We start from the raw sequence: 18,585 nt of genomic DNA, 5'->3' as shown, positions 1-18,585 counted from the left end.
TACCTTGGCAGTATTAAAAATTGTTCCGAAGTTATATCAGGAAAAAATATCTGAGAAATTAAAGGAAGAAATATCTTTGGTTACGAATGGAGAAGCAAAATATTATAACCGGTTATACAAATTTTTTCAGTATACAGATATACAGTGTACTGCAGATATTAACTATGAAACGAGAAAAATGTATATGGATTCTCTTGAAAAAGAGGATATTTCAGAAAAATATAAAGTGGAATTAATGAGCTTATTTGATCGTTTAAAAATAGAAAATATACCGGATGTCTATTCACATGGAAATCCCTTCTCTGTAGAACAGGAGTTTTTTAAGCAAGACAAATTGTTTTTGCTGTATATCCCCAATAAGAAGAAAGCACAATCTTTCCGTCAGGTGGTCGATAAGAATGATTTGTTATGGGACTTAACGAGGATACATTCATCACAGTTGGTGCGACAGACAAAAATATTGCTGTGTGAAATTCTGAATATGGATAAGGCACAAAGACATCGAAGATATTTTTTAGAACCATTAAAAGCACTTATACGGTTTTGCGATAAGTACGGAATAGATGATATTGAAGAAATGGAACAGGCAGACGAAAACAGATTTTATCTGTATTTAAATAATGAGCCGGAAATTATAAAAAAACAGGCTTCTAAGATTGTTGAGTTTGCGAGAAGAACGTTATTTCTAACAGATCCAGAGACAAATTGGCGAGCGTGTATCTGGTATATGGATAGGTTTCAGTTTGATAAATCGAGAATCAATGCCAGTTCACCTGTTAAAAGCCTTTCATTTATTAATATTTACGAAAAAGAAAATCGTTGGTATTTACAATTATACGCAAAATATTTGGTCGGGATATCTGATCTGTCTTTATCAAATATCCGAAATACAATAAGTTTTATTTCACAATTTTTAAAATATCTGGATGGACAGAGTAAAAAAGTAACTGAACTGGAGATGCAAGATATAGCGGATTATGTGTCTGTTTTGGATGAGTCCGATATTAAGTATTCCACTTTTAACCGACATATCACACATATGCATACATTTCTACAGTTTTTGAAAATGAAAAATATTGAAGTGTTGAAGTTTTATCCGGAACGATTTTTAAAAAAAGGTTTTTCGGAACACAATGAAAGAAGTGTTCCAGAAAAAACAATTGCTCATCTAATTAAGGAGCTGCCGACATTCCCAGAGCATTTACAGTTGATGTATTTGATTTTGTTTTGCACAGGAATTAGGAAAAGCGAGGTTTGTACAATAAAATCGGGAGCCTTTTATTCACAAGGCAATGAGAATTGGATGCGCATATATCAAAGCAAAATGCGGAGGGAAAAAGTCATTCCTGTTCCCAGTTTATTGGTTGGACTGGTGAACGATTATGCAAAAAAGTACGGAATAAAAAATGGGGAGTATTTATTCAAAAATAAAAAGGGTGGTGCATTTAATGGACAGACATTTTCAAATCAGATGATTCGGGAGTGTAAGGCCCGTGGGATTGCCTGCGGAGATTATATCTTTAGAGCACACGATTACAGACATAACCTTGCAACCTCAATGTACGGAAATGGAGTTTCTATACAAGGAGTACGAGATTATCTAGGACATTCAAGTGAGAATATGACAAAACAGTACATTGATTTCATGCCGGAACGTATTGTATCGGCTGAAGATAAATATTTTTCAAAAAATCAGTCATTTAAATTGAAAGGAGTAGAAGATGATGAAAGGTAATATTAATTTGATTTCTTATGACTGTTATCAACAAGCTACAGAAAAACAGTTGGCTAGTCTGAAATGGAAGGAAAACAGGGTGTACTATGTATCAGAGATTCATAATGAAAAGATACAGGATGAGATTTATGGGTATATTGATGATAGATGTAGACGTTTATCATTATCAACAGCAGTAAATGATATTTACAGATTTGATCTGTTGAAAGAATTTCTGAATGAGAAGTGTACAAGTTGTAGTAGCATCACTGATAAAAAATGGGAAGAACTGGAGAGAAGCTATAAAGCATTTTTATATAAAAAAGGATTAGCGCTGTACGTTAGAAGAAATAGACCGGATAGGCGGAATGTTGAGCAACAAAGTAGCGCTCAGGTTTCTTTTCTGAAAATGTATTATGAGTATGTTGTGAAGTGTAAAACAGCTGATATTCCAGAAAATGAAAAAGATGTATGGGATATGAGAAAGTTGGATATTGTGCCAAGGAGTAATCCGATTCGTGGAAGATATAGATTAGATTTTCGTGAGATCAGGCAGAAAGAATTTAAAGAGATAATAAAGAGAATATTGTATAGCCACTGCCAGACAAAAGCAATGGGTAGTATAAAAGGTGAATTGCGTGGATTCCGTCGGTTTGCTAGCTTCATGTATGATCGGTTTCTAGAAGTAAAGCATTTTACAGAAATTAGCAGGGATATGATAGAAGATTATCTGGTTTATATAAAAACGGATACCGGTCTTACATCAGTCAGTTACACGACAGAGCTGTCGGTTTTGGATAATCTGTTGGATGAAATAGGGCGTGAACTGGAAATAGAAAATATATGCAACCTTTTTCTGTCCAGTGATTGCAGAGCATATGATAACGCTTTACCAGAAGCGTATTCAGATGCAGAAATCAGGAGATTTAATTGTGCATTAACAAAATTAAAGCCCCAGTTAGGCAGATGTTTAATAATACATCAGATGCTCGGTACAAGAATAGAGGATACGTTGACTTTGCGAAGAGATTGCTTATCTGAGAAATCTGGACATTATTTTATAACTATTATCCAGCAGAAAACAAGGAAATACAAAAGACCAGTTAGCGATCAGCTGGTAGAATTGATTAGAAAAGCAATAGAAGTTTCAGAAAAGGAGCATCCAGATTCAGAATATATTTTTCTGCAAGATAATGGAAAATTGTATACAGATTCAATGCTGAAATATCATGTAAATATCATGATTTATGAAAATGATATCAGGGATGATAAGGGAAATTATTTTGAGTTTCGTACACATCGTTTTAGACATACTTTTGGAGTAAAACTTACAGAAATGAAATTAGATGATGATAGCATTGCAAGGCTGTTGGGGCATAAGGATACACGAACCATACCACATTATCGGCGGTTAAGAAACGAAGCATTAGCGGAGGATACAAAGGCTGTACGAGATGAAATGAATGAATTATTAGCACAATACAGGAGGGAAAAGGAAAATGCAGAAACACGATAAAATGGTAGCACTGGCAAAAGAAAAAAGTGCGGAAATGACGGAAACAGCAATAACAGCTATTGAAACAATGTATAGAAAAAATATAAAAATTTCAGTTGCTGAACTTACAAAACTAACAGGACTTTCCAGAGGTTTTTTCTATAATAATCCGAATGTGAAACAGGTCATGATGGAATTGAAGGAAAAACAACAGGGAATGATATTGCAAAATCCTAAAAGCGCTGCTATTGCAAAAGCACAGGAAGCACGGATTAAGAGTTTAGAACAGAAACTATCCGATAGTGTTCCGAAAAACGAATATGAAAGTCTTCAGAAAAAATATGAAGAATTACAGGTGAAATATAGTCAAATGAAAAAGGGAACACTGTTGAAGATGTACGACCAATTATAGGAAGAAAAGGAGAATATTTTATGCAGAACGAAATTTATGATGAGAAAAATGGACTTACTTATATGTTATGTGGAGATTATTATTTGCCGGAATTGGCACTTACAGATATCGAACCAACTTATGGGAAATATGGGATGCTTCGTAAAAGCTATTTACAGGAACACAGAAAGGCAAAATATCAAATATTGTTGTTACAAGGAAAACTTGTCGAGCATTTGAATCAGATTGATGCAGAAGCAAGGGATAGGGAAGAACAATTAGTAAAACAGATGATGGAGAAACAAGGAATTACAGAGAAATTAAAAAGGCAGGACAACATGGAATGGACAAGGAGGATGAATGTCATTTGTCATGATGCAGAAGAGATGATTTTGACGGAAATGATATACACAAAAGGATAATGAACTGCATTGGATAGCAAGAATTTTGCAGCCCGGATAGCAAAAAAGTGGAAGTCCGGATAGCAAAAAAAAGGAAGTCCGGATGGCAAGATTCTTGCTGTCCGGAAAGACAAAAAAGTGAGGGATTAAAAATGTTGGTTAAGTACATAATAAAAGTGTTTTTATATTTAATTCTTGCAGTAATGACATTGATTCGCTGGTTATTAAAAATTCCGATGATGTTGGGAAATATTTTGCTTTACTTTTTATCAATTATATTTATTCTGACAGGTGTTTTGAGTTATGGATTTGCATTGGAATCTGCAAGAGAATGTGGGCGAATGATAATAATTGGGATGGCATTTGGTGCAATACCAGACTTTGTCCCATTTTGGGGAAAAAGTTTAAAGACATTGGTTGCCAAACTGTTAAGTATGACAAATGAATGAGAAAGTCAATATGAAAGAGGGCTGTGAAAGGCTCTCTTTTCTTTTTGCAACTGTGGAATGGCAAGATAATAACGTTATATACAGTGTATATTAAGTACAGATATTGTATTTCTGCATGATGGGAACATAGGGAGTCCATATAAAGGCATTTAATACAGGCCATGACGGGTCGATCAGTACCGGCCATGCGAACAGTCCGGATGATATGATGAGCAGACTGTCTACAATGGTACTGATGGGGATTAAACTTCCGCTGGAAGCAGTTATGCGTCAGATCGCTTCCGGAATCGATATCCTGGTACATCTGGGACGCCTTCGGGACAAGAGCAGGAAAGTATTGGAAATCATGGAGGTATTGGGATATGAAAAAGGAGAAATCAGGCTTCAACCGTTATTTTCCTTTCAGGAGACGGGAAGTAAGGATGGAAAAATCCAGGGGGAGTGGGTGAAAAGGTCCACACTTACACGGACGGAAAAACTTATGGCGGCAGGGTATCAGCCGGAAGGAGTATGCCCTGGCGATAACGGAAAGCATTCTTCTGGTGTTTCTGATCGCCATGCTGTTCTATTCAAGACTATGGATGATGGCAGTGCTTTTTCCTCTGGGAATGAAGTATTACGAAAGGATGATCCGTCAGGCGGAGGAAAAAGGGAAGAGATGTTTTGAAAGACAGTTCCAGGATGCTCTTCAATCACTGGAAGCGCAGCTGAATGTGGGATACTCTATGGAGAACGCGATCAAAGAGGTACAGAGAGACCTGCAGATCATGTATGACAGGCATACACTTATTGTACGGGAATTTACGTATATGGTAAGGCAGCTGAATCTGAACGTAACCGCGGAAGCTGCCTGGAAGGATTTTGCTGCAAGGGTAGCACTTCCGGAGGTGGATACATTTGTCACTGTATTTTCCCTGGCAAAGAGGAGCGGAGGCGACAGTATTCTGATCATTAAAAATGCGGTTAGACAACTTGGTGATAAAGCGGAAGTGAAAAGAGAAATCGATACCGTAATTGCAGCGAAAAAAATGGAATTTCAGATTATGTCAGTGATTCCTTTGGGAATTATTGGTTATATGCGTCTGAGTTTTCCAGAATTTATGGCGGGGTTATACGGGAATCTGCCAGGAGCGGCTTTTATGAGTATTTGTCTTGGAGCTTACATTGCTGCCTGGAGACTTGGATGCAAGATTGTGGAAATCGAGGTATAGAAATGTGGTTTTGTATCGGAATGTATTTCTTTCTCGGAGCTTGTGCATGGATGTATTTCAAGAAGAAATCACTTTTCAGAAAATGGGACAGGCTTCTCAGGCGGATATTTTTTTTGATGTTGGCGGTGACAAGTCTGGCATTTTTGTCGGAAATCGTGCAGAAGACAGGGACGGAAAACTCTGAAACCATGCAGATAAAGCGGAACGGGTACGGGGAAGGACAAAAAGAAGCGGCGCTTTCTATGCAGGTTGAAGGAGAAAAAAAGCAGGATATAGAAATTCGTGTGTCACCGAAGATTTACAGTGAAAAGCGGCTGGAAAAGGAGTTTCAGAAAGCGAGGAAAGAGCTTGCAAAAGTGATTTCCGGGGAAAATAAGGATCTGTCGCATATAAAGACAGATCTGGATCTGGTAACAGCATTAGACGATTTTCCGTTTTCGGTTTCCTGGGAACTTAGCAGATATGATGTAATGGATTCGCTTGGAAGACTGGATCAGGAAAAAATCCGGGAAGAAGATCCGGAGAATCAGGGGATTGGGATGAATATTACCGGAGTTCTGCATTATGAAGATAAGGTATATCCGTGTGAGATGGATCTTGTTATTTTTGCAGGACAGGAGAAAACGCTTTCCACGAAAGAGCGTGTTCTGGAACTGGTAAGATTACAGGACAGTGCTACAAGGCAGAAAGCATATCTTACACTGCCACCCAGTCTGGACGGAAGAAAAATTGCCTGGACAGAGGAGAAAGATTCAAAAGTGATTCCGATTCTGATGCTCGGAATGGCGATAAGTATTCTGCTTGTCGGAAGAGAAATACAGAAAGAAAGCAATCGGAAGAAGACGAGAAAAGAGCAGATGATGCTGGATTATCCGGAAATTATCACAGAGTTTACGATGCTGACCGGTGCCGGAATGACAGCAAAAAATGTGTGGAAAAGGATTGCGGAAGACTATGGGATCACCAGGGGAAAAACGGGAAGAAAAAGAGAAGCATATGAAGAAATCTGGAAAACCTGGCAGGAAATGAAAAGTGGGATTCCGGAGATGAAATGTTATGAAAGATTTGCAAGAAGATGTGATCTGATTCCGTATATGAAAATGGGAGCACTTCTTTCACAGAATCTGAAAAAGGGTGCAAAAGGAATTTCTGAAATGCTTCGTATGGAGGCAGTACAGGCACTGGAGGACAGAAAGAGCAGGGCGAGACAGCTGGGAGAAGAGGCAGGAACCAGACTTTTGATCCCAATGCTTTTGATGCTGATCATCGTGATTACGATCGTAGTTGTACCGGCATTTTTGTCGATCCAGGTGTAGGAGGTGAGAGAATGAAGGCGGTAAAAAAGAAGCTGTGGACAGGATGGATCAGAATTCAGAAGATTCTGACGGAAAAAGACGGGATATCAACGGTAGAATTGATCCTTGTACTGGTTGTCATTATCGGTCTGGTTATCATTTTTAAGAAACAGCTTAATGAACTTGTAACTAAAATATTTGAAAAAATAACGAATGAAAGTTCAGGAATCTAAAATAAAAATTTTATTTCAGAAATGAGTGTGTACAGAGATGAAAAAAATGGTAAAGGGAGAGATTACTGTGTTTCTAAGCCTGGTCTTTCTTCTGCTTCTTACTCTGGTTGGGGCTTTGCTGGAAAGTGCCTCGATCCAGCTGGCAAAGAATGAGAGAAGAGCAGACGCAGGCAGGGCAGTGGAATCTGCGTTTGCAGAATATCAGAAAGATCTTCTGGAGCGATATGGTATTTTTGCAATAGAAGGCAGTTATGAATCCGGAACAATGTCTGAAGAAAATATTTTAAACCGACTGTCCTTTTACGGGGCAGAAAATATAGAAACAGAGATTGCGGCAATCCGTTATCTGACAGACCAGAATGGGAAAGAATTTCTGCGGCAGGCGGTTGAATACGAGAAAATGAAGACAGGAGCTGCGGCGATAGAGAATCTGACGGGAAAGGTATCCGAATGGAAGGAGCAGGAACTGAAAGCAAATGAATATGGGAAAGAGAATATAGAGACGAGTAAAGAACTTGACCAGATGCTGGAAAGTGAAAAAGAAGAACTTCCTGCAGAAAATAATCCATTGGCGGATATTGTGGATATACAGGCGCAAGCACTGTTAAATCTGGTCAGCCCGGAAGGATTTACGCTGTCATCGAAAGCTGTAAAGTCAGAAGAGACTGTATCGAACCGAAAGCTCAGGCAGGGATACGGAACCATGAAGGAAAAAGATAATGGAGCCGGCGATACCATTTTTTTCAATCTGTACCTTATAGATAAGTTTGGCAATGCTGCAAATAAGAAAAAGAATACGGTACTGGACTATGAGATGGAGTATTTGTTAGGAGGAAAGGCGAGCGACAAGGACAATCTGGAATATGTGATCGGGAGAATCCGAATCCTTCGATTTGCAGTGAATTATGGATATTTGCTGACCGATAAGGACATGCAAATGGAGGTAGATACCCTTGCAACGACACTGAGTGCGGTGTTTCTTTCACCGGAGATCGGACCTGTGATCAAGCATGCGCTGCTTCTTGCATGGGCTTATGGAGAAAGCCTTACGGATGTTAAGACGCTTCTGGCAGGGAAGAAGGTTCCGGCTGTAAAGAGTAAGGAGAGCTGGAATCTGACGCTGGATGGTCTGCTTGAACTGGCAAAGAACAGAAGTATTCCGGAAGGGAAGGAGACAGAAGAGGGAAATTCTTATGAGCAGTATCTGCAAATGATGCTGGTTTTAAAATCAAAGGAAGAACTGTCGATGAGAGCATTGGATCTGGTGGAAATGAATCTGCGATCCGGAATGGAGAAAACGTTTTTTCGGGCAGATGCCTGCGTATCAGGAGCAGACTTTGACATGACATGTTATCTGAGAAGAGGAATCCGGTATCAGTATCATATTTTATATCAATATCAGTAACAAAAAATGAAAATGTTAGGAGGTGGATACAGGTGTCTTTTCTGAGGACAATCGAAATAATAAATAAAATTCCTTTGATGATGTATAGAAAAATATTGAATTACAAACACATATTTGATATTCGCAGAAAGGAGGAAGGATTTGATTTTCTACCTGATTTGATCGCCATATCTTGTGTCAAAGAAAAGGCATCTGTATCTGCCTCGGTAACAGTAGAAGCTGTACTTTGTGTTCCGCTGTTTCTATATGCGGCGGTGAGTTTGATCTGGATGCTGGAGCTCAGAAGCATCCAGTCTGCAGTAAGATGCGGACTGCAGAGTGCAGGAAAGCAAGTGGCAGAGAGTTTTGCAGAAATTCCGGTGCTGAACCCGATAAGTCTGCATGCAGATCTTGTAAATGCGGTCGGGAAAGAAAGAATGGATCGAAGTATGATTGTTGGCGGAAGCGGAGGAGTCAGCTGTAAAAGATCCTGGGCGATACCGGGAATGGGAGTGCTGGAACTGACGGCAGAATATGAAGTAGAATTGCCGGTTCCTGTCTTTCATATTCCGGTACTGCATTATAAAGAAAAAATGAGGATGAAGACATGGACCGGTTATGTAAAGACCTACGAAGCAGGGATTGGAGATAATGAACTTGTATATGTGACAGAAACAGGGATCGTATATCACAGGAATTATCAGTGCACTTATCTGGAACCGTCCGTGCGCAGTGTTGCGAAAACACAGTTAGGGGAACTGAGAAACAGCAGTGGAGGAATTTATCATTTGTGTGAACGGTGTGGATGGATGCCGGGAAATGATGGCAACTGCTATGTCACAGATTACGGGGATCGTTATCATACTTCATTATCATGCAGCGGACTGAAGAGAAAAGTTTATACAGTTCCGCTGTCAGAAGTAAAAGGAAAAGGAGCATGTTCAAAATGTGGTGGAAAATAGCAAAATTGACAGGATTATTTTTTTTAGGATTCGGAGCAGCACAGGATATAAAATATCAGAAAATCTCGACAGAATATTTGCTCGCAGGAAGCTGTGCGGCGATTCTGTACCGTGCGTTATTTGGACGGATGCATTGGAGTGTATGGGTTGCCGGACTGGGATGTGGAATTGTATTTCTCATGATATCGAAATGGTCACAGGAGGGAATAGGGTACGGAGACAGCTGGATGATCCTGAATATGGGTATTTTTCTTGGGATCTGGAATCTGCTTGGAATGCTGATGCTTGCATTTCTTGTGGCTGCGATGGCAGCAGGAGCAGGTCTTTGGAGCGGAAAATGGAAACGGACGACAAGAATGTCGTTTTATCCTTTTCTTCTGATCGGCTATCTGGGGACATTTATATGGTAAAGCTAAAAGGAAGTACCGTAGTTGAGATGGCGTATCTAATGCCGGTAGTATTGCTTTGTTGGATGGCAGTCATTTTCGCACTTTTTTATTACCATGATAAAAATATTATCGGTGGGGCGGCATATGAGACCGCGATTGTCGGAAGTGAAGAATGGCGATGGAAAAAGGAAATAGAAGATGGAAAAATGGAGCAGTATTTTCAGAAAAGAATTGAAAACAAACTGATATTTTTTGATACAGTATCGGTGGAAACTGTGGTAGTAAAAGATGAATTTGAAGTGACAGCAGGAGCGCAAAAGAGAAAAATGCGCGTATCTGTTAAACGCAGTGCGGCACTGACCGTGCCAGAGGAAAAAATACGCAGGAAAAAAGTATTGCAGGAGATTGTAGAAAGGGACCAGGAGGAATGAGAGAAGAGTACGAAAGAGATTTACATCATGCCTGGATGATTCTGGAAACAGATGAGCTATATAAAGAAGATTATCAGATGCGGATGCTGATGGAAAATGCGATTCCCGGACTCTTATCGGTAAGAGGGCAGGGAAAAGATGATAAAAGCCAGTACCGCTACGAGATCAGTGGGAAGATATCCGTGAAGGCAAAGGGAGAAAAAGAGCACTGGAAATTTGCAGATCTGGAAAAATTTATGAGACAGTTTATCCAGGTGCTTTATGCAGTGAAGAATTATCTGCTGGACGTGAACTGTCTGAGCCTGGATCCGGGACATATTTATGTATCGGATGAAATCTATTACTTTTGTTATTGTCCGGGACTAGAAGGTAATATTCTGGAAAAGTTTCATGAGCTTACAGAGTATTTTGTCAGGGAGACAGATTATGAACAGAAAGAGGCAGTCTATCTGGCATATGAATTACATAAGGCTTCAATGGAAGAAAATTATAATATTGAGTATGCGCTGGAGCGGATACTGGAGAAAAAGGAGAATGAAATGGAGAGTATACAGCCGGAGAAAAAAGCAGGATATGATCTGCAGGAGGAACTGATCTTGGATGACTGGATTGCAGAACAGGAAATGAAAGGGCAGGTTGTAAAGGACAGGCAGAGCGTATGGGGATTTCTGAATCAGCGCCTTCAGAAACGTAGAAAAAAACGGGAATCCCAATGGGATGAGATAATGGCGGATGATTCAGAGGAATAAGTAAGATAGGACATGTTTTTCTTTTTACTACATTTTCCAGTTTATGGAAAGAAGTACTTGTAAAACAATTACGTGTTTTTTATAATAAAAATGATTATGTAATTGGTAACAAAAGCAAAAAAGAAGTGCCTTTTCCACAGGAGGAAGTAACTGTTACTGTTCCGGCGTGAGCTGTGATTGTCCGGCTGACAATGGCAAGACCAAGACCGGTGCCGTCTGGTTTATAAGTGACAAAAGGATCAAAAATCGTGTCGAGATATTCCGGTGAGATTCCACATCCGGTATCAGATATGGTAATCTGAAGCATTTGATCTTTGAGGACTGCTTCCAGACGGATTGAACCGGCAGACGAAATGGCTTCACGGGCGTTTCTTAAAAGGTTGAGAATCGCTTCATGCAGCTTTAATCTGTCGGCCGTCAGAGATGGAAGATCAGGGGCTATCAGAGAAGAGAATCCAATGTCGGTATCTACGCAGGAGGCGGCAAAGGACAGGCAGATCTGTCCCAAAAAGTCCTGTGCAGAAAACGTGCTCAGATGCAGATGTTCACTGTTATTATAGGCAGACAGCTCCTGCAGCAGAGAGATTGTGTATTCGATGTCTTCGCGAAGCTCTGACCAGTGGCTGAAATCTCTGGTTTCAGGGTGACTGGACTCTATGAGCTGAAAGGTACTGTAGATCAGCGTCAGTGGATTGCGAACTTCATGACTGATCTTGCTGATTGTATATTGCTGTGAATCCAGGAGTTTCTGAAGTAATTCACGAATTTCCGGACTGGAATTCATAAGCTGATGTAACTTTTCATAATCATTTGCAGTAAATGGCATGGTAACGACCATCCTTTCCATGATATAAAGTAGTTGTAGTTTATCATTGAAAGTCTGGTTCGTAAACAAATTCGAGATTAATCGAAGAAAATGTAGAAAGAAGGAAAAAACATGAGGGATGAGAACTGTATTTTTTGTAAAATCGCAAATGGAGAAATTCCATCTGCAACCATATATGAGGATGATGATTTCAGAGTAATTCTGGATCTTGGACCGGCGACAAAGGGACATGCACTGATCCTGCCAAAAGAACATGCGGCAGATATTTATTCTATTGATGAAGAACTGGCAGGAAAAGCATTTAAGCTTGCAAAGAAGATCACAACAAGATTAAAAGATGTACTTGGATGTGACGGATATAATATCGTACAGAATAACGGGGAAGTGGCCGGTCAGACCGTATTCCATTTCCATATGCATCTGATTCCGAGATATAAAAATGACAAGAGCGGATTCGGCTGGAAACCGGGTAAACTTACAGATGAAGATCGGGATGAAATCCTGGAAAAACTGAAAGAAAAATAAAATAGTGAGGTACTAGAGTGAGTTTTCAGAATAAGAATAAAAAGGAATTCGAGAACGTGTACTATAAAAATAAGTTCAACGTTTATCGGATAGCAATGGATTATTCTGGCAGTCACAAAGAGTCAGCGGAAGAGATATTCCAGGAGGTTTTTCTAAAACTATATACACACTTTGATACAGTGGATGAAGAATACATGGCAGCATGGCTGGTAACAACAACGAAAAATACAGCTATCAATTATATGAAGAAGCGGGCAAGAGAATGTCCGAAGGCAGATATTGAGCTGTTTTCGGATCTGTACTCGAAGGAATATGCGGAAAGTGCAGAGGAGCATGTATTCCACAAAATTTTACAAAAAGAAAAAGTGGGTTATGGATGGACGATTCTGGATGCATTGTACGAAGAAAATGAAAACTGGTACGAAGCAATTACCATGGTTTACTGTCTGGAGAGAAAACAAAAAGATGTGGCTGAATCTATGGGGATCAGTATCCAAGCACTGACGGGTGTACTGTACAGAGCAAGAAAATGGGTAAAGATACATTACAATTCTGATGATTACACAAAATAGCACCGATGGATATGTAAAGAAAACAGGTGTCGTTCCGGCACCTGTTTTTGAACAATGTAAATAACTGTTGTTAAAAAATTATTTGGAAGCAGCATCTTCGATCAGACCGATAATTGTCTTGATCGGATCCTGCTGAGAAGACTGATTCATTGCATTTATGAAGTCTTCACGGGAATCATAAAGCTTGTGGACAGCTGCGAGAAGCTTTTCATCTGAAAGCTCTTCTTCTTCCATAACCATACTGAATCCCTGACGTTCAAAAGAACGGGCATTCAGAATCTGGTCACCACGGCTTGCGTTAGCTGAAAGTGGAATCAGAAGATTTGGTTTGCGAAGAGCAAGCAATTCGCAGATTGCATTTGCACCTGCTCTTGAGATTACAACATCGGCAAGGGCGAAGAGATCTTTCAGTTCATCCTGAATATATTCAAATTGAACATAGCCATTCAGACCGGTGAGCTTTTCATCGAGCTTGCCTTTACCACAGAGATGAACAACTTGGAAATCTTTTAACAGTTCAGGAAGAATCTTGCGTACTGCATTATTGACTGCGACTGCGCCAAGACTTCCTCCGACGATCAGGATAACTGGTTTTACTTCCTTGAAACCACAGAAAGCGCGGGCTTTTTCTTTATCTCCGGTGAAAAGCTCCTGACGGATAGGGGATCCGGTAAGGACAGCTTTATCTTGAGGAAGGGAACTTAAAGTTTCCGGGAAGTTACAGCATACTTTTGCAGCTGAAGGAATGGAAAGCTTATTAGCCAGTCCCGGAGTCATATCCGATTCGTGAATGATAACAGGAACATGGTTCTTCTTTCCGGCAATAACAACAGGAACACTTACAAATCCACCTTTTGAAAAAATTACATCCGGTTTTAACTGCTTGATCAGGCGGTTGGCTTCACTGAAGCCTTTCAGGACGCGGAACGGATCCGTAAAGTTCTGAAGGCTGAAATACCGGCGGAGCTTACCGGAAGAGATACCATGATATGGAATTCCCTGCTGTTCAACCAGCTGCTTTTCCATACCGTTGTAAGAACCGATGTAATGTATGTCATACTGCAGTTCCCGAAGACGGGGAAGCAGTGCAATATTAGGTGTAACATGTCCGGCAGTACCTCCGCCGGTCAGAATGATGCGTTTCATAATAAAAATCCTCCCATTGATGGTGCGAATTAAGATTCGCAGTTGATACAGGCAGAGAGACTGCCCTGATATCATAATATTAAACAGGTGAAGGAAAAAGGTCAAGTTAAAGGGAAAAGAAATCCAAAAGAATGAGGTTTAAAATGGAAAAACATGAAGATAATCTGGGTAAGCTTTTAAAAGCTGAACTGGAAAAAGAAGCCGGGGAAATCATGGAAGAAATGGACTCGGACGAATCACTGCAGGACATTTCCTTTCCAGAAGACCTGGATGAAAAGATGTGGAGTAAAATCCAAGAATATGAAGAACAGCAGAAAGCATATGAAAAACTGTCAGATGACGACAAGGAGGCAATCCGTCTCGGACGAGAGGTTCAGGCACTTCGCGGCGGGGAGAATACGAAAGATCATCTTAAGAAAGATGTGGAGAGTGACAGTTATATAGATAATGTTGTGCCAATTGAGTATGTGAAGCATGAAGCAGACAATAAAGCAAGTGACGACGGTACGAACGAAGAGATCGAGAAGAAAGCCGGGAAGAAGAAAGTTAAGAAGGGAAAACGGCACTGGAAGGTATATGGAATCGTGGCGATCGTGGCTGTGCTTGCTATGATGTGGAGCATGGTGAGTATTGGTGGGACGCCGTTCTTTGGGAAACTGTGGACGCAGACTATCGGAGATAGGAAGATGACACAGGTAGATACGGAGAGAGAGGATGGGGATAAGAATAAGGTTGATGATTATGATGAAGAAAGTGTATATGAAGAAATAAAAGAAAAAATGGGGGTAGATGTTGTTAGATTAAAAAGAACATCGGAAGATATGTTATTAGTACAAAGTGATATTGATGAAGTATTAAAAAGGGTTTGTTTGATTTACGATAATAAAGAAAATATGATTGAATATCAAATGGTTTTTAATTATAAAGAACAATCTCATGGATACGATATAGAAGATAAAAAAATTAAGGAGGAGAAAATCAAGATATCTGGCAATAATATTGATATTTTTCAATATGAATTACCTGATGGTAATAAAGAAAACGTAGCACAGTTTACATATGAGGATGTATTTTATACAATAAATACAACTATGGATGAGGGTAAGTTAAAAAAACTTTTAAAAAATTTGTATTTTTTTTAAATATGGCGTGAGATTTTTCTCTCTCAATTGTTAATATAGTGTAGAGAGGAGGCGAAAGGTGAAAAAAAGCAAAATTTTGTCGCTGATTATGACAATGATTATGGTTTGTACATTGTTTATCAGTACACAAGGAGTTACAAAAGCATCAGATGTACCGGAGTGTGTTGATGGTTCTTATTTAACGAATGATGATTCATCAGAAGTAACAGTTGGCTCAATGAGTAGAGGTGTGTATTTAAAAAGTGGATCATCAACAATTACAAAAGTGGGACCAGGGAAAATTGGTGCAGGAGGAAACACAGTAGGGCAGAAGGTTGTTTCTAAAATTACAGTAGATGTAACAGTAGAAAGATATGTGGACGGAAAATGGAGATACTATACGTCATGGCTGGAAACGAACTATAATTCTGTCTATGTAAGTACAAGTAAAACATTATCTGTACCAACTGGATATTATTATCGAGTATGCTGTGTACATTACGCAAACTCAGATGTAAGCGGATCATTCACCAACGGCATTTACATCTAAAAATCACAAACCAAACATCCCAACCCCTTACCCACTCTAACCCACCCCGCACCACCAAACCAAAAATATTTTTTTAAAATATTCATACGACTATCAACCGGTGCGGCAGTTAGCGAAAGTAAGGACGAGGGAACAATATGAGGGAGGGAGATGGGAAGATTCCTTTTAACACCTGTCTGAATTGCAGGTTGATAAAGTTCAACATCTCCGGTCTTGCAGACTGACATGAGGGCGAACAGAACTGTAAAGACCACAACTAATAAACGTATTTTCTGATTGGACAGAAAGCATATGACCAAATAATACAACCCGGTCGCGAAGTATGTGAGTATGGAACATCAGAGCAAGCAAGAAGCCTAACTAATGTTAAACTGAATTAGACCAAAACAAGCAGGTCGGGATAATTCCTGACCTGCTTGTTTTGACGCAAAATTGCGAAAAAATTATTTGATTACTGGTTATTGTTTAAATATTCTTTTAAAGCAAGTGAAAGCTGATCCGGGCAGGATGTTGCTTTGTATCCGCATTTGATACCTTCGATACGTGAAATTGCTTCGTGAATATCCATTCCTTCAACGAGGCGTCCGATGCCCTGTAAGTTACCGTTACATCCGCCTGTGAACTCAACATTATGAATACGTCCAGCTTCATCTACTTCTAAGTGAATATTCTTAGAACAGACGCCGTGTGGTGTAAATTCCATGAGTATAGTCCTCCTTTATATTTATACTATTATTGTGCCTTATAAAATTGCTTCAATGATTATAACACAGCCTTATAAGAAAATGCTAGTGCATATTATAAGAAATCTGATATAATAGCTATTGTAATTTTGAAGGGAAATCTATAGATATAGATAAAAACAATATGTAGGAAAAACGGAGGATTTTCAAATGATAGGAATTATCGGAGCAATGGATGAAGAGGTTGCAATCTTAAAGGAATCGATGGAAGTTCAGGATACGATGGAACGTGCCGGAATGACTTTTGTCAAAGGTATTATGAGCGGCAAGGAAGTTGTAGTTGTAAGAAGTGGTATCGGAAAAGTCAACATGGGAATCTGCGCACAGATTCTGATTGACTGTTTTGGTGTGGATACGCTAATCAATACAGGTGTGGCAGGCTCTCTGGATGCAGATATCAACATTGGGGATATCGTGATTTCTACAGATGCAGTTCAGCACGACATGGATGTAAGTATGCTTGGCGATCCGGTAGGACAGATTCCGAGAATGGATACCTTTTCTTTTCCGGCAGATGAGAAGCTTGTGAAGCTGGCAGTGGAAGTAAACAAAGAAGTGAATCCGGACATTCAGACATTTACCGGAAGAGTGCTCAGCGGAGATCAGTTTATTTCCGGCAAGGAAAAGAAGGAATATCTGGTAAAGACATTTGATGGAAAGTGTGCGGAGATGGAAGGCGCAGCAATGGCGCAGACCGCATATCTGAATAAAGTTTCGTATGTCATTATTCGTGCAATTTCGGACAAAGCTGACAACAGTGCAACGATGGATTATCCGGAGTTTGTGAAGATGGCAATCACCCATTATGTAGGGCTTGTCAAAGGTCTTGTAGAAAGAATGTAATGCGTAAGGCAGCAAAGTAAAACAGAAAAGCAGCGTCATTTCCCAGACAGGATGTCGGATTGTGGCGAACGATTAGGGAATCCAAATTCGGAGGTTTACGGTATAATGACGGTAAATCTAAGAAGGAGGATTCTTTTTATGTTGGAAATGTTCGTGGTGAGAGAAACGGTATTTTTTCTGACGGGAGTGATGATCGGGATCGGCGCGATTGCAAGACTGATTACCGGGATTTCACTGAAAAAGCTGGTAAGAGCAGCAAGTAACATGAGTAAAAGCAATCATCCGCTGATGCGGCTTGTAAGGGCAAAATTTGAGCATGGGTGTATGGTGAGTGATAAAGTACAGAATGTTGGTGCATTTGTAGAGAAATATTTGTATGAATATCGGGTGCTTGGCGTGAGGCTGCATACCTGGAGGCAGTGGGCGAAGGGGAGCATCTGGCTCTGCCTTATCTTTGGAGCCACAGGAACAGCGCTTGCTTATGCAGCGGGGGAGAGGGAACAGGGACTTTACAGATATGGTATTTTGGGCGGTATGGGAGCTTTGGCGCTCTTTCTATTCCGGATGCTTGCGGATGATGCTTATCAGCTGGAGGCAGCGAAAACCTATATGGTAGATTTTCTGGAAAATACATATGCTCATCGCTATGAGAAGACCAATCAGAAAGAAATCCAGGTTACGGTTCAGAGAGCGGATGAGATTCCGGAGAAAATGGATGCGGAGGAAAATGAAGCGGCGCATTCTGGTCAGGTGCAAAGACCATTTTCAGAAGAAACCGTGCCAGCAAGCGCAGCTACGGTAAATACGGTTTCTGCGAACGAAAAACGGTATACAGAAGATGGACAAATGCAGCAGACCGTGCAGACAGTAGCAAAAGTGGGACAGGCGAATGCAAATCAGGCTGATGAAATGCGGACGCAGCAGCCCGGAGCACGGATGGAAGATACAGCCGGTTCCAGATTTAAGCAAGAAGATACCGGCGAAAAGCTGGAGCCGACAAAAGAGGCAAGAATCCGGGAAATTCTGGAAGAATTCCTTGCCTGACTGGTGTGGATAATCGCAAGTTAAGTGAAATCTGCCCAGTATATAAAAAAGTCTTTTTCGGGTAAAAAATGATTTAAAAATATAAAATACCGATATGTGGAAAAGCTGATT

Annotated in this window: 23 protein-coding genes and 1 pseudogene; 21 read left to right on the top strand and 3 right to left on the bottom strand. The window is 40.1% G+C overall.

The window, feature by feature from the left end; genetic code table 11:
* The first annotated feature begins 4 nt into the window (after window positions 1–4).
* The 15 genes and pseudogenes from AB5213_RS11695 (at window position 5) to AB5213_RS11625 (ending at window position 11,104) form a co-directional block, all read left to right on the top strand.
* Complete coding sequence (locus AB5213_RS11695; protein WP_368276731.1) at window positions 5–1,735, top strand: tyrosine-type recombinase/integrase; 1,731 nt, start codon at window positions 5–7, stop codon at window positions 1,733–1,735.
* On the top strand, window positions 1,722–3,230 hold the full coding sequence (locus AB5213_RS11690; RefSeq protein ID WP_368276730.1) for a tyrosine-type recombinase/integrase: 1,509 nt from the start codon (window positions 1,722–1,724) through the stop codon (window positions 3,228–3,230). Before AB5213_RS11695 ends, AB5213_RS11690 begins: the two co-directional genes overlap by 14 nt.
* A 1-nt stretch (window position 3,231) precedes the next feature.
* The gene (locus AB5213_RS11685; RefSeq protein ID WP_264292653.1) at window positions 3,232–3,621 is read left to right on the top strand and encodes a DUF6262 family protein; all 390 of its coding nucleotides are present in this window, start codon (window positions 3,232–3,234) and stop codon (window positions 3,619–3,621) included.
* 20 nt (window positions 3,622–3,641) lie between these two features.
* Window positions 3,642–4,022, top strand: coding sequence for a TnpV protein (locus AB5213_RS11680; protein WP_173722327.1), 381 nt, complete (start codon window positions 3,642–3,644; stop codon window positions 4,020–4,022).
* A gap of 47 nt (window positions 4,023–4,069) precedes the next feature.
* Window positions 4,070–4,450: a hypothetical protein gene (locus AB5213_RS11675; protein WP_368276729.1), complete on the top strand. Its 381-nt coding sequence runs from the start codon at window positions 4,070–4,072 to the stop codon at window positions 4,448–4,450.
* Between the two features lie 139 nt (window positions 4,451–4,589).
* Window positions 4,590–4,946: pseudogene (locus tag AB5213_RS11670) on the top strand (ATPase, T2SS/T4P/T4SS family); the annotation flags it as partial.
* A 112-nt stretch (window positions 4,947–5,058) separates the two neighbouring features.
* Window positions 5,059–5,661: a type II secretion system F family protein gene (locus AB5213_RS11665; protein WP_368276728.1), complete on the top strand. Its 603-nt coding sequence runs from the start codon at window positions 5,059–5,061 to the stop codon at window positions 5,659–5,661.
* Between the two features lie 46 nt (window positions 5,662–5,707).
* Window positions 5,708–5,845, top strand: coding sequence for a hypothetical protein (locus AB5213_RS11660; protein ID WP_173686100.1), 138 nt, complete (start codon window positions 5,708–5,710; stop codon window positions 5,843–5,845).
* Between the two features lie 4 nt (window positions 5,846–5,849).
* Entirely contained in the window at window positions 5,850–6,977 is a 1,128-nt protein-coding gene (locus AB5213_RS11655; RefSeq protein ID WP_368276727.1) for a hypothetical protein, read from the top strand.
* Window positions 6,978–6,988: 11 nt separating this feature from the next.
* Window positions 6,989–7,189, top strand: coding sequence for a Flp1 family type IVb pilin (locus AB5213_RS11650; protein ID WP_022220442.1), 201 nt, complete (start codon window positions 6,989–6,991; stop codon window positions 7,187–7,189).
* Between the two features lie 37 nt (window positions 7,190–7,226).
* A complete protein-coding gene (locus AB5213_RS11645; RefSeq protein ID WP_147344797.1) occupies window positions 7,227–8,594 on the top strand; it encodes a DUF5702 domain-containing protein in 1,368 nt (455 codons plus the stop codon).
* A 77-nt stretch (window positions 8,595–8,671) separates the two neighbouring features.
* Window positions 8,672–9,535: a pilus assembly protein gene (locus AB5213_RS11640; RefSeq protein WP_179960446.1), complete on the top strand. Its 864-nt coding sequence runs from the start codon at window positions 8,672–8,674 to the stop codon at window positions 9,533–9,535.
* Window positions 9,520–9,945 (top strand): prepilin peptidase, encoded by a 426-nt coding sequence (locus AB5213_RS11635; RefSeq protein WP_368276726.1) that lies wholly within the window; start codon window positions 9,520–9,522, stop codon window positions 9,943–9,945. Before AB5213_RS11640 ends, AB5213_RS11635 begins: the two co-directional genes overlap by 16 nt.
* Window positions 9,939–10,355 (top strand): TadE family protein, encoded by a 417-nt coding sequence (locus AB5213_RS11630; RefSeq protein ID WP_008374200.1) that lies wholly within the window; start codon window positions 9,939–9,941, stop codon window positions 10,353–10,355. The genes AB5213_RS11635 and AB5213_RS11630 overlap by 7 nt, the downstream gene beginning before the upstream one ends.
* Entirely contained in the window at window positions 10,352–11,104 is a 753-nt protein-coding gene (locus tag AB5213_RS11625) for a DUF6382 domain-containing protein (protein ID WP_195368287.1), read from the top strand. Before AB5213_RS11630 ends, AB5213_RS11625 begins: the two co-directional genes overlap by 4 nt.
* Before the next feature lie 94 nt (window positions 11,105–11,198).
* Here AB5213_RS11625 and AB5213_RS11620 read toward each other — a convergent pair whose 3' ends face one another.
* Entirely contained in the window at window positions 11,199–11,951 is a 753-nt protein-coding gene (locus AB5213_RS11620; RefSeq protein ID WP_117559392.1) for an ATP-binding protein, read from the bottom strand.
* 90 nt (window positions 11,952–12,041) lie between these two features.
* Between AB5213_RS11620 and AB5213_RS11615 the strand changes: the two genes are divergently transcribed.
* Both AB5213_RS11615 and AB5213_RS11610 read left to right on the top strand, forming a co-directional pair.
* Window positions 12,042–12,455 carry an HIT family protein gene (locus tag AB5213_RS11615; protein ID WP_008374196.1) on the top strand — a complete coding sequence of 138 codons (414 nt, stop codon included), beginning with the start codon at window positions 12,042–12,044 and terminating at the stop codon, window positions 12,453–12,455.
* Between the two features lie 17 nt (window positions 12,456–12,472).
* The gene (locus AB5213_RS11610; protein WP_173686103.1) at window positions 12,473–13,027 is read left to right on the top strand and encodes an RNA polymerase sigma factor; all 555 of its coding nucleotides are present in this window, start codon (window positions 12,473–12,475) and stop codon (window positions 13,025–13,027) included.
* 78 nt (window positions 13,028–13,105) lie between these two features.
* On the opposite strand, the gene AB5213_RS11605 is transcribed toward AB5213_RS11610, so the two are convergent.
* Entirely contained in the window at window positions 13,106–14,173 is a 1,068-nt protein-coding gene (locus AB5213_RS11605) for an undecaprenyldiphospho-muramoylpentapeptide beta-N-acetylglucosaminyltransferase (protein ID WP_368276725.1), read from the bottom strand.
* A 143-nt stretch (window positions 14,174–14,316) separates the two neighbouring features.
* Between AB5213_RS11605 and AB5213_RS11600 the strand changes: the two genes are divergently transcribed.
* On the top strand, window positions 14,317–15,315 hold the full coding sequence (locus AB5213_RS11600; RefSeq protein ID WP_368276724.1) for a DUF4367 domain-containing protein: 999 nt from the start codon (window positions 14,317–14,319) through the stop codon (window positions 15,313–15,315).
* Window positions 15,316–15,403: 88 nt separating this feature from the next.
* Window positions 15,404–15,844: a DUF6147 family protein gene (locus tag AB5213_RS11595; protein ID WP_368276723.1), complete on the top strand. Its 441-nt coding sequence runs from the start codon at window positions 15,404–15,406 to the stop codon at window positions 15,842–15,844.
* Window positions 15,845–16,295: 451 nt separating this feature from the next.
* Here AB5213_RS11595 and AB5213_RS11590 read toward each other — a convergent pair whose 3' ends face one another.
* Entirely contained in the window at window positions 16,296–16,547 is a 252-nt protein-coding gene (locus AB5213_RS11590; protein WP_055261919.1) for a TIGR03905 family TSCPD domain-containing protein, read from the bottom strand.
* Window positions 16,548–16,737: 190 nt separating this feature from the next.
* Between AB5213_RS11590 and AB5213_RS11585 the strand changes: the two genes are divergently transcribed.
* Both AB5213_RS11585 and AB5213_RS11580 read left to right on the top strand, forming a co-directional pair.
* Entirely contained in the window at window positions 16,738–17,430 is a 693-nt protein-coding gene (locus tag AB5213_RS11585; RefSeq protein WP_008374185.1) for a 5'-methylthioadenosine/adenosylhomocysteine nucleosidase, read from the top strand.
* A gap of 138 nt (window positions 17,431–17,568) precedes the next feature.
* Window positions 17,569–18,474, top strand: coding sequence for a hypothetical protein (locus AB5213_RS11580; RefSeq protein ID WP_368276722.1), 906 nt, complete (start codon window positions 17,569–17,571; stop codon window positions 18,472–18,474).
* The last annotated feature ends 111 nt before the right edge of the window (window positions 18,475–18,585 follow it).

The sequence above is a fragment of the Coprococcus sp. RTP21204st1_G4_RTP21204_210225 genome (assembly GCF_040915385.1).
Classification (GTDB): domain Bacteria; phylum Bacillota; class Clostridia; order Lachnospirales; family Lachnospiraceae; genus Allocoprococcus; species Allocoprococcus comes.
Note: the sequence above shows the minus strand (reverse complement) of the source record. Positions and strands in the feature narration are given on the sequence as shown.

What these genes read in the sequence shown, in the direction of transcription:
- AB5213_RS11655 (WP_368276727.1), top strand. Translation starts at nt 5,850, where the DNA reads ATGCAGATAAAGCGGAACGGGTACGGGGAAGGACAAAAAGAAGCGGCG.
- AB5213_RS11680 (WP_173722327.1), top strand. Translation starts at nt 3,642, where the DNA reads ATGCAGAACGAAATTTATGATGAGAAAAATGGACTTACTTATATGTTA.
- AB5213_RS11685 (WP_264292653.1), top strand. Translation starts at nt 3,232, where the DNA reads ATGGTAGCACTGGCAAAAGAAAAAAGTGCGGAAATGACGGAAACAGCA.
- AB5213_RS11640 (WP_179960446.1), top strand. Translation starts at nt 8,672, where the DNA reads ATGATGTATAGAAAAATATTGAATTACAAACACATATTTGATATTCGC.
- AB5213_RS11600 (WP_368276724.1), top strand. Translation starts at nt 14,317, where the DNA reads ATGGAAAAACATGAAGATAATCTGGGTAAGCTTTTAAAAGCTGAACTG.
- AB5213_RS11585 (WP_008374185.1), top strand. Translation starts at nt 16,738, where the DNA reads ATGATAGGAATTATCGGAGCAATGGATGAAGAGGTTGCAATCTTAAAG.
- AB5213_RS11615 (WP_008374196.1), top strand. Translation starts at nt 12,042, where the DNA reads ATGAGGGATGAGAACTGTATTTTTTGTAAAATCGCAAATGGAGAAATT.
- AB5213_RS11665 (WP_368276728.1), top strand. Translation starts at nt 5,059, where the DNA reads ATGAAGTATTACGAAAGGATGATCCGTCAGGCGGAGGAAAAAGGGAAG.
- AB5213_RS11635 (WP_368276726.1), top strand. Translation starts at nt 9,520, where the DNA reads ATGTGGTGGAAAATAGCAAAATTGACAGGATTATTTTTTTTAGGATTC.
- AB5213_RS11645 (WP_147344797.1), top strand. Translation starts at nt 7,227, where the DNA reads ATGAAAAAAATGGTAAAGGGAGAGATTACTGTGTTTCTAAGCCTGGTC.
- AB5213_RS11580 (WP_368276722.1), top strand. Translation starts at nt 17,569, where the DNA reads ATGTTGGAAATGTTCGTGGTGAGAGAAACGGTATTTTTTCTGACGGGA.
- AB5213_RS11590 (WP_055261919.1), bottom strand. Translation starts at nt 16,547, where the DNA reads ATGGAATTTACACCACACGGCGTCTGTTCTAAGAATATTCACTTAGAA.
- AB5213_RS11690 (WP_368276730.1), top strand. Translation starts at nt 1,722, where the DNA reads ATGATGAAAGGTAATATTAATTTGATTTCTTATGACTGTTATCAACAA.
- AB5213_RS11630 (WP_008374200.1), top strand. Translation starts at nt 9,939, where the DNA reads ATGGTAAAGCTAAAAGGAAGTACCGTAGTTGAGATGGCGTATCTAATG.
- AB5213_RS11620 (WP_117559392.1), bottom strand. Translation starts at nt 11,951, where the DNA reads ATGGAAAGGATGGTCGTTACCATGCCATTTACTGCAAATGATTATGAA.
- AB5213_RS11595 (WP_368276723.1), top strand. Translation starts at nt 15,404, where the DNA reads ATGACAATGATTATGGTTTGTACATTGTTTATCAGTACACAAGGAGTT.
- AB5213_RS11660 (WP_173686100.1), top strand. Translation starts at nt 5,708, where the DNA reads ATGGATGTATTTCAAGAAGAAATCACTTTTCAGAAAATGGGACAGGCT.
- AB5213_RS11650 (WP_022220442.1), top strand. Translation starts at nt 6,989, where the DNA reads ATGAAGGCGGTAAAAAAGAAGCTGTGGACAGGATGGATCAGAATTCAG.
- AB5213_RS11605 (WP_368276725.1), bottom strand. Translation starts at nt 14,173, where the DNA reads ATGAAACGCATCATTCTGACCGGCGGAGGTACTGCCGGACATGTTACA.
- AB5213_RS11625 (WP_195368287.1), top strand. Translation starts at nt 10,352, where the DNA reads ATGAGAGAAGAGTACGAAAGAGATTTACATCATGCCTGGATGATTCTG.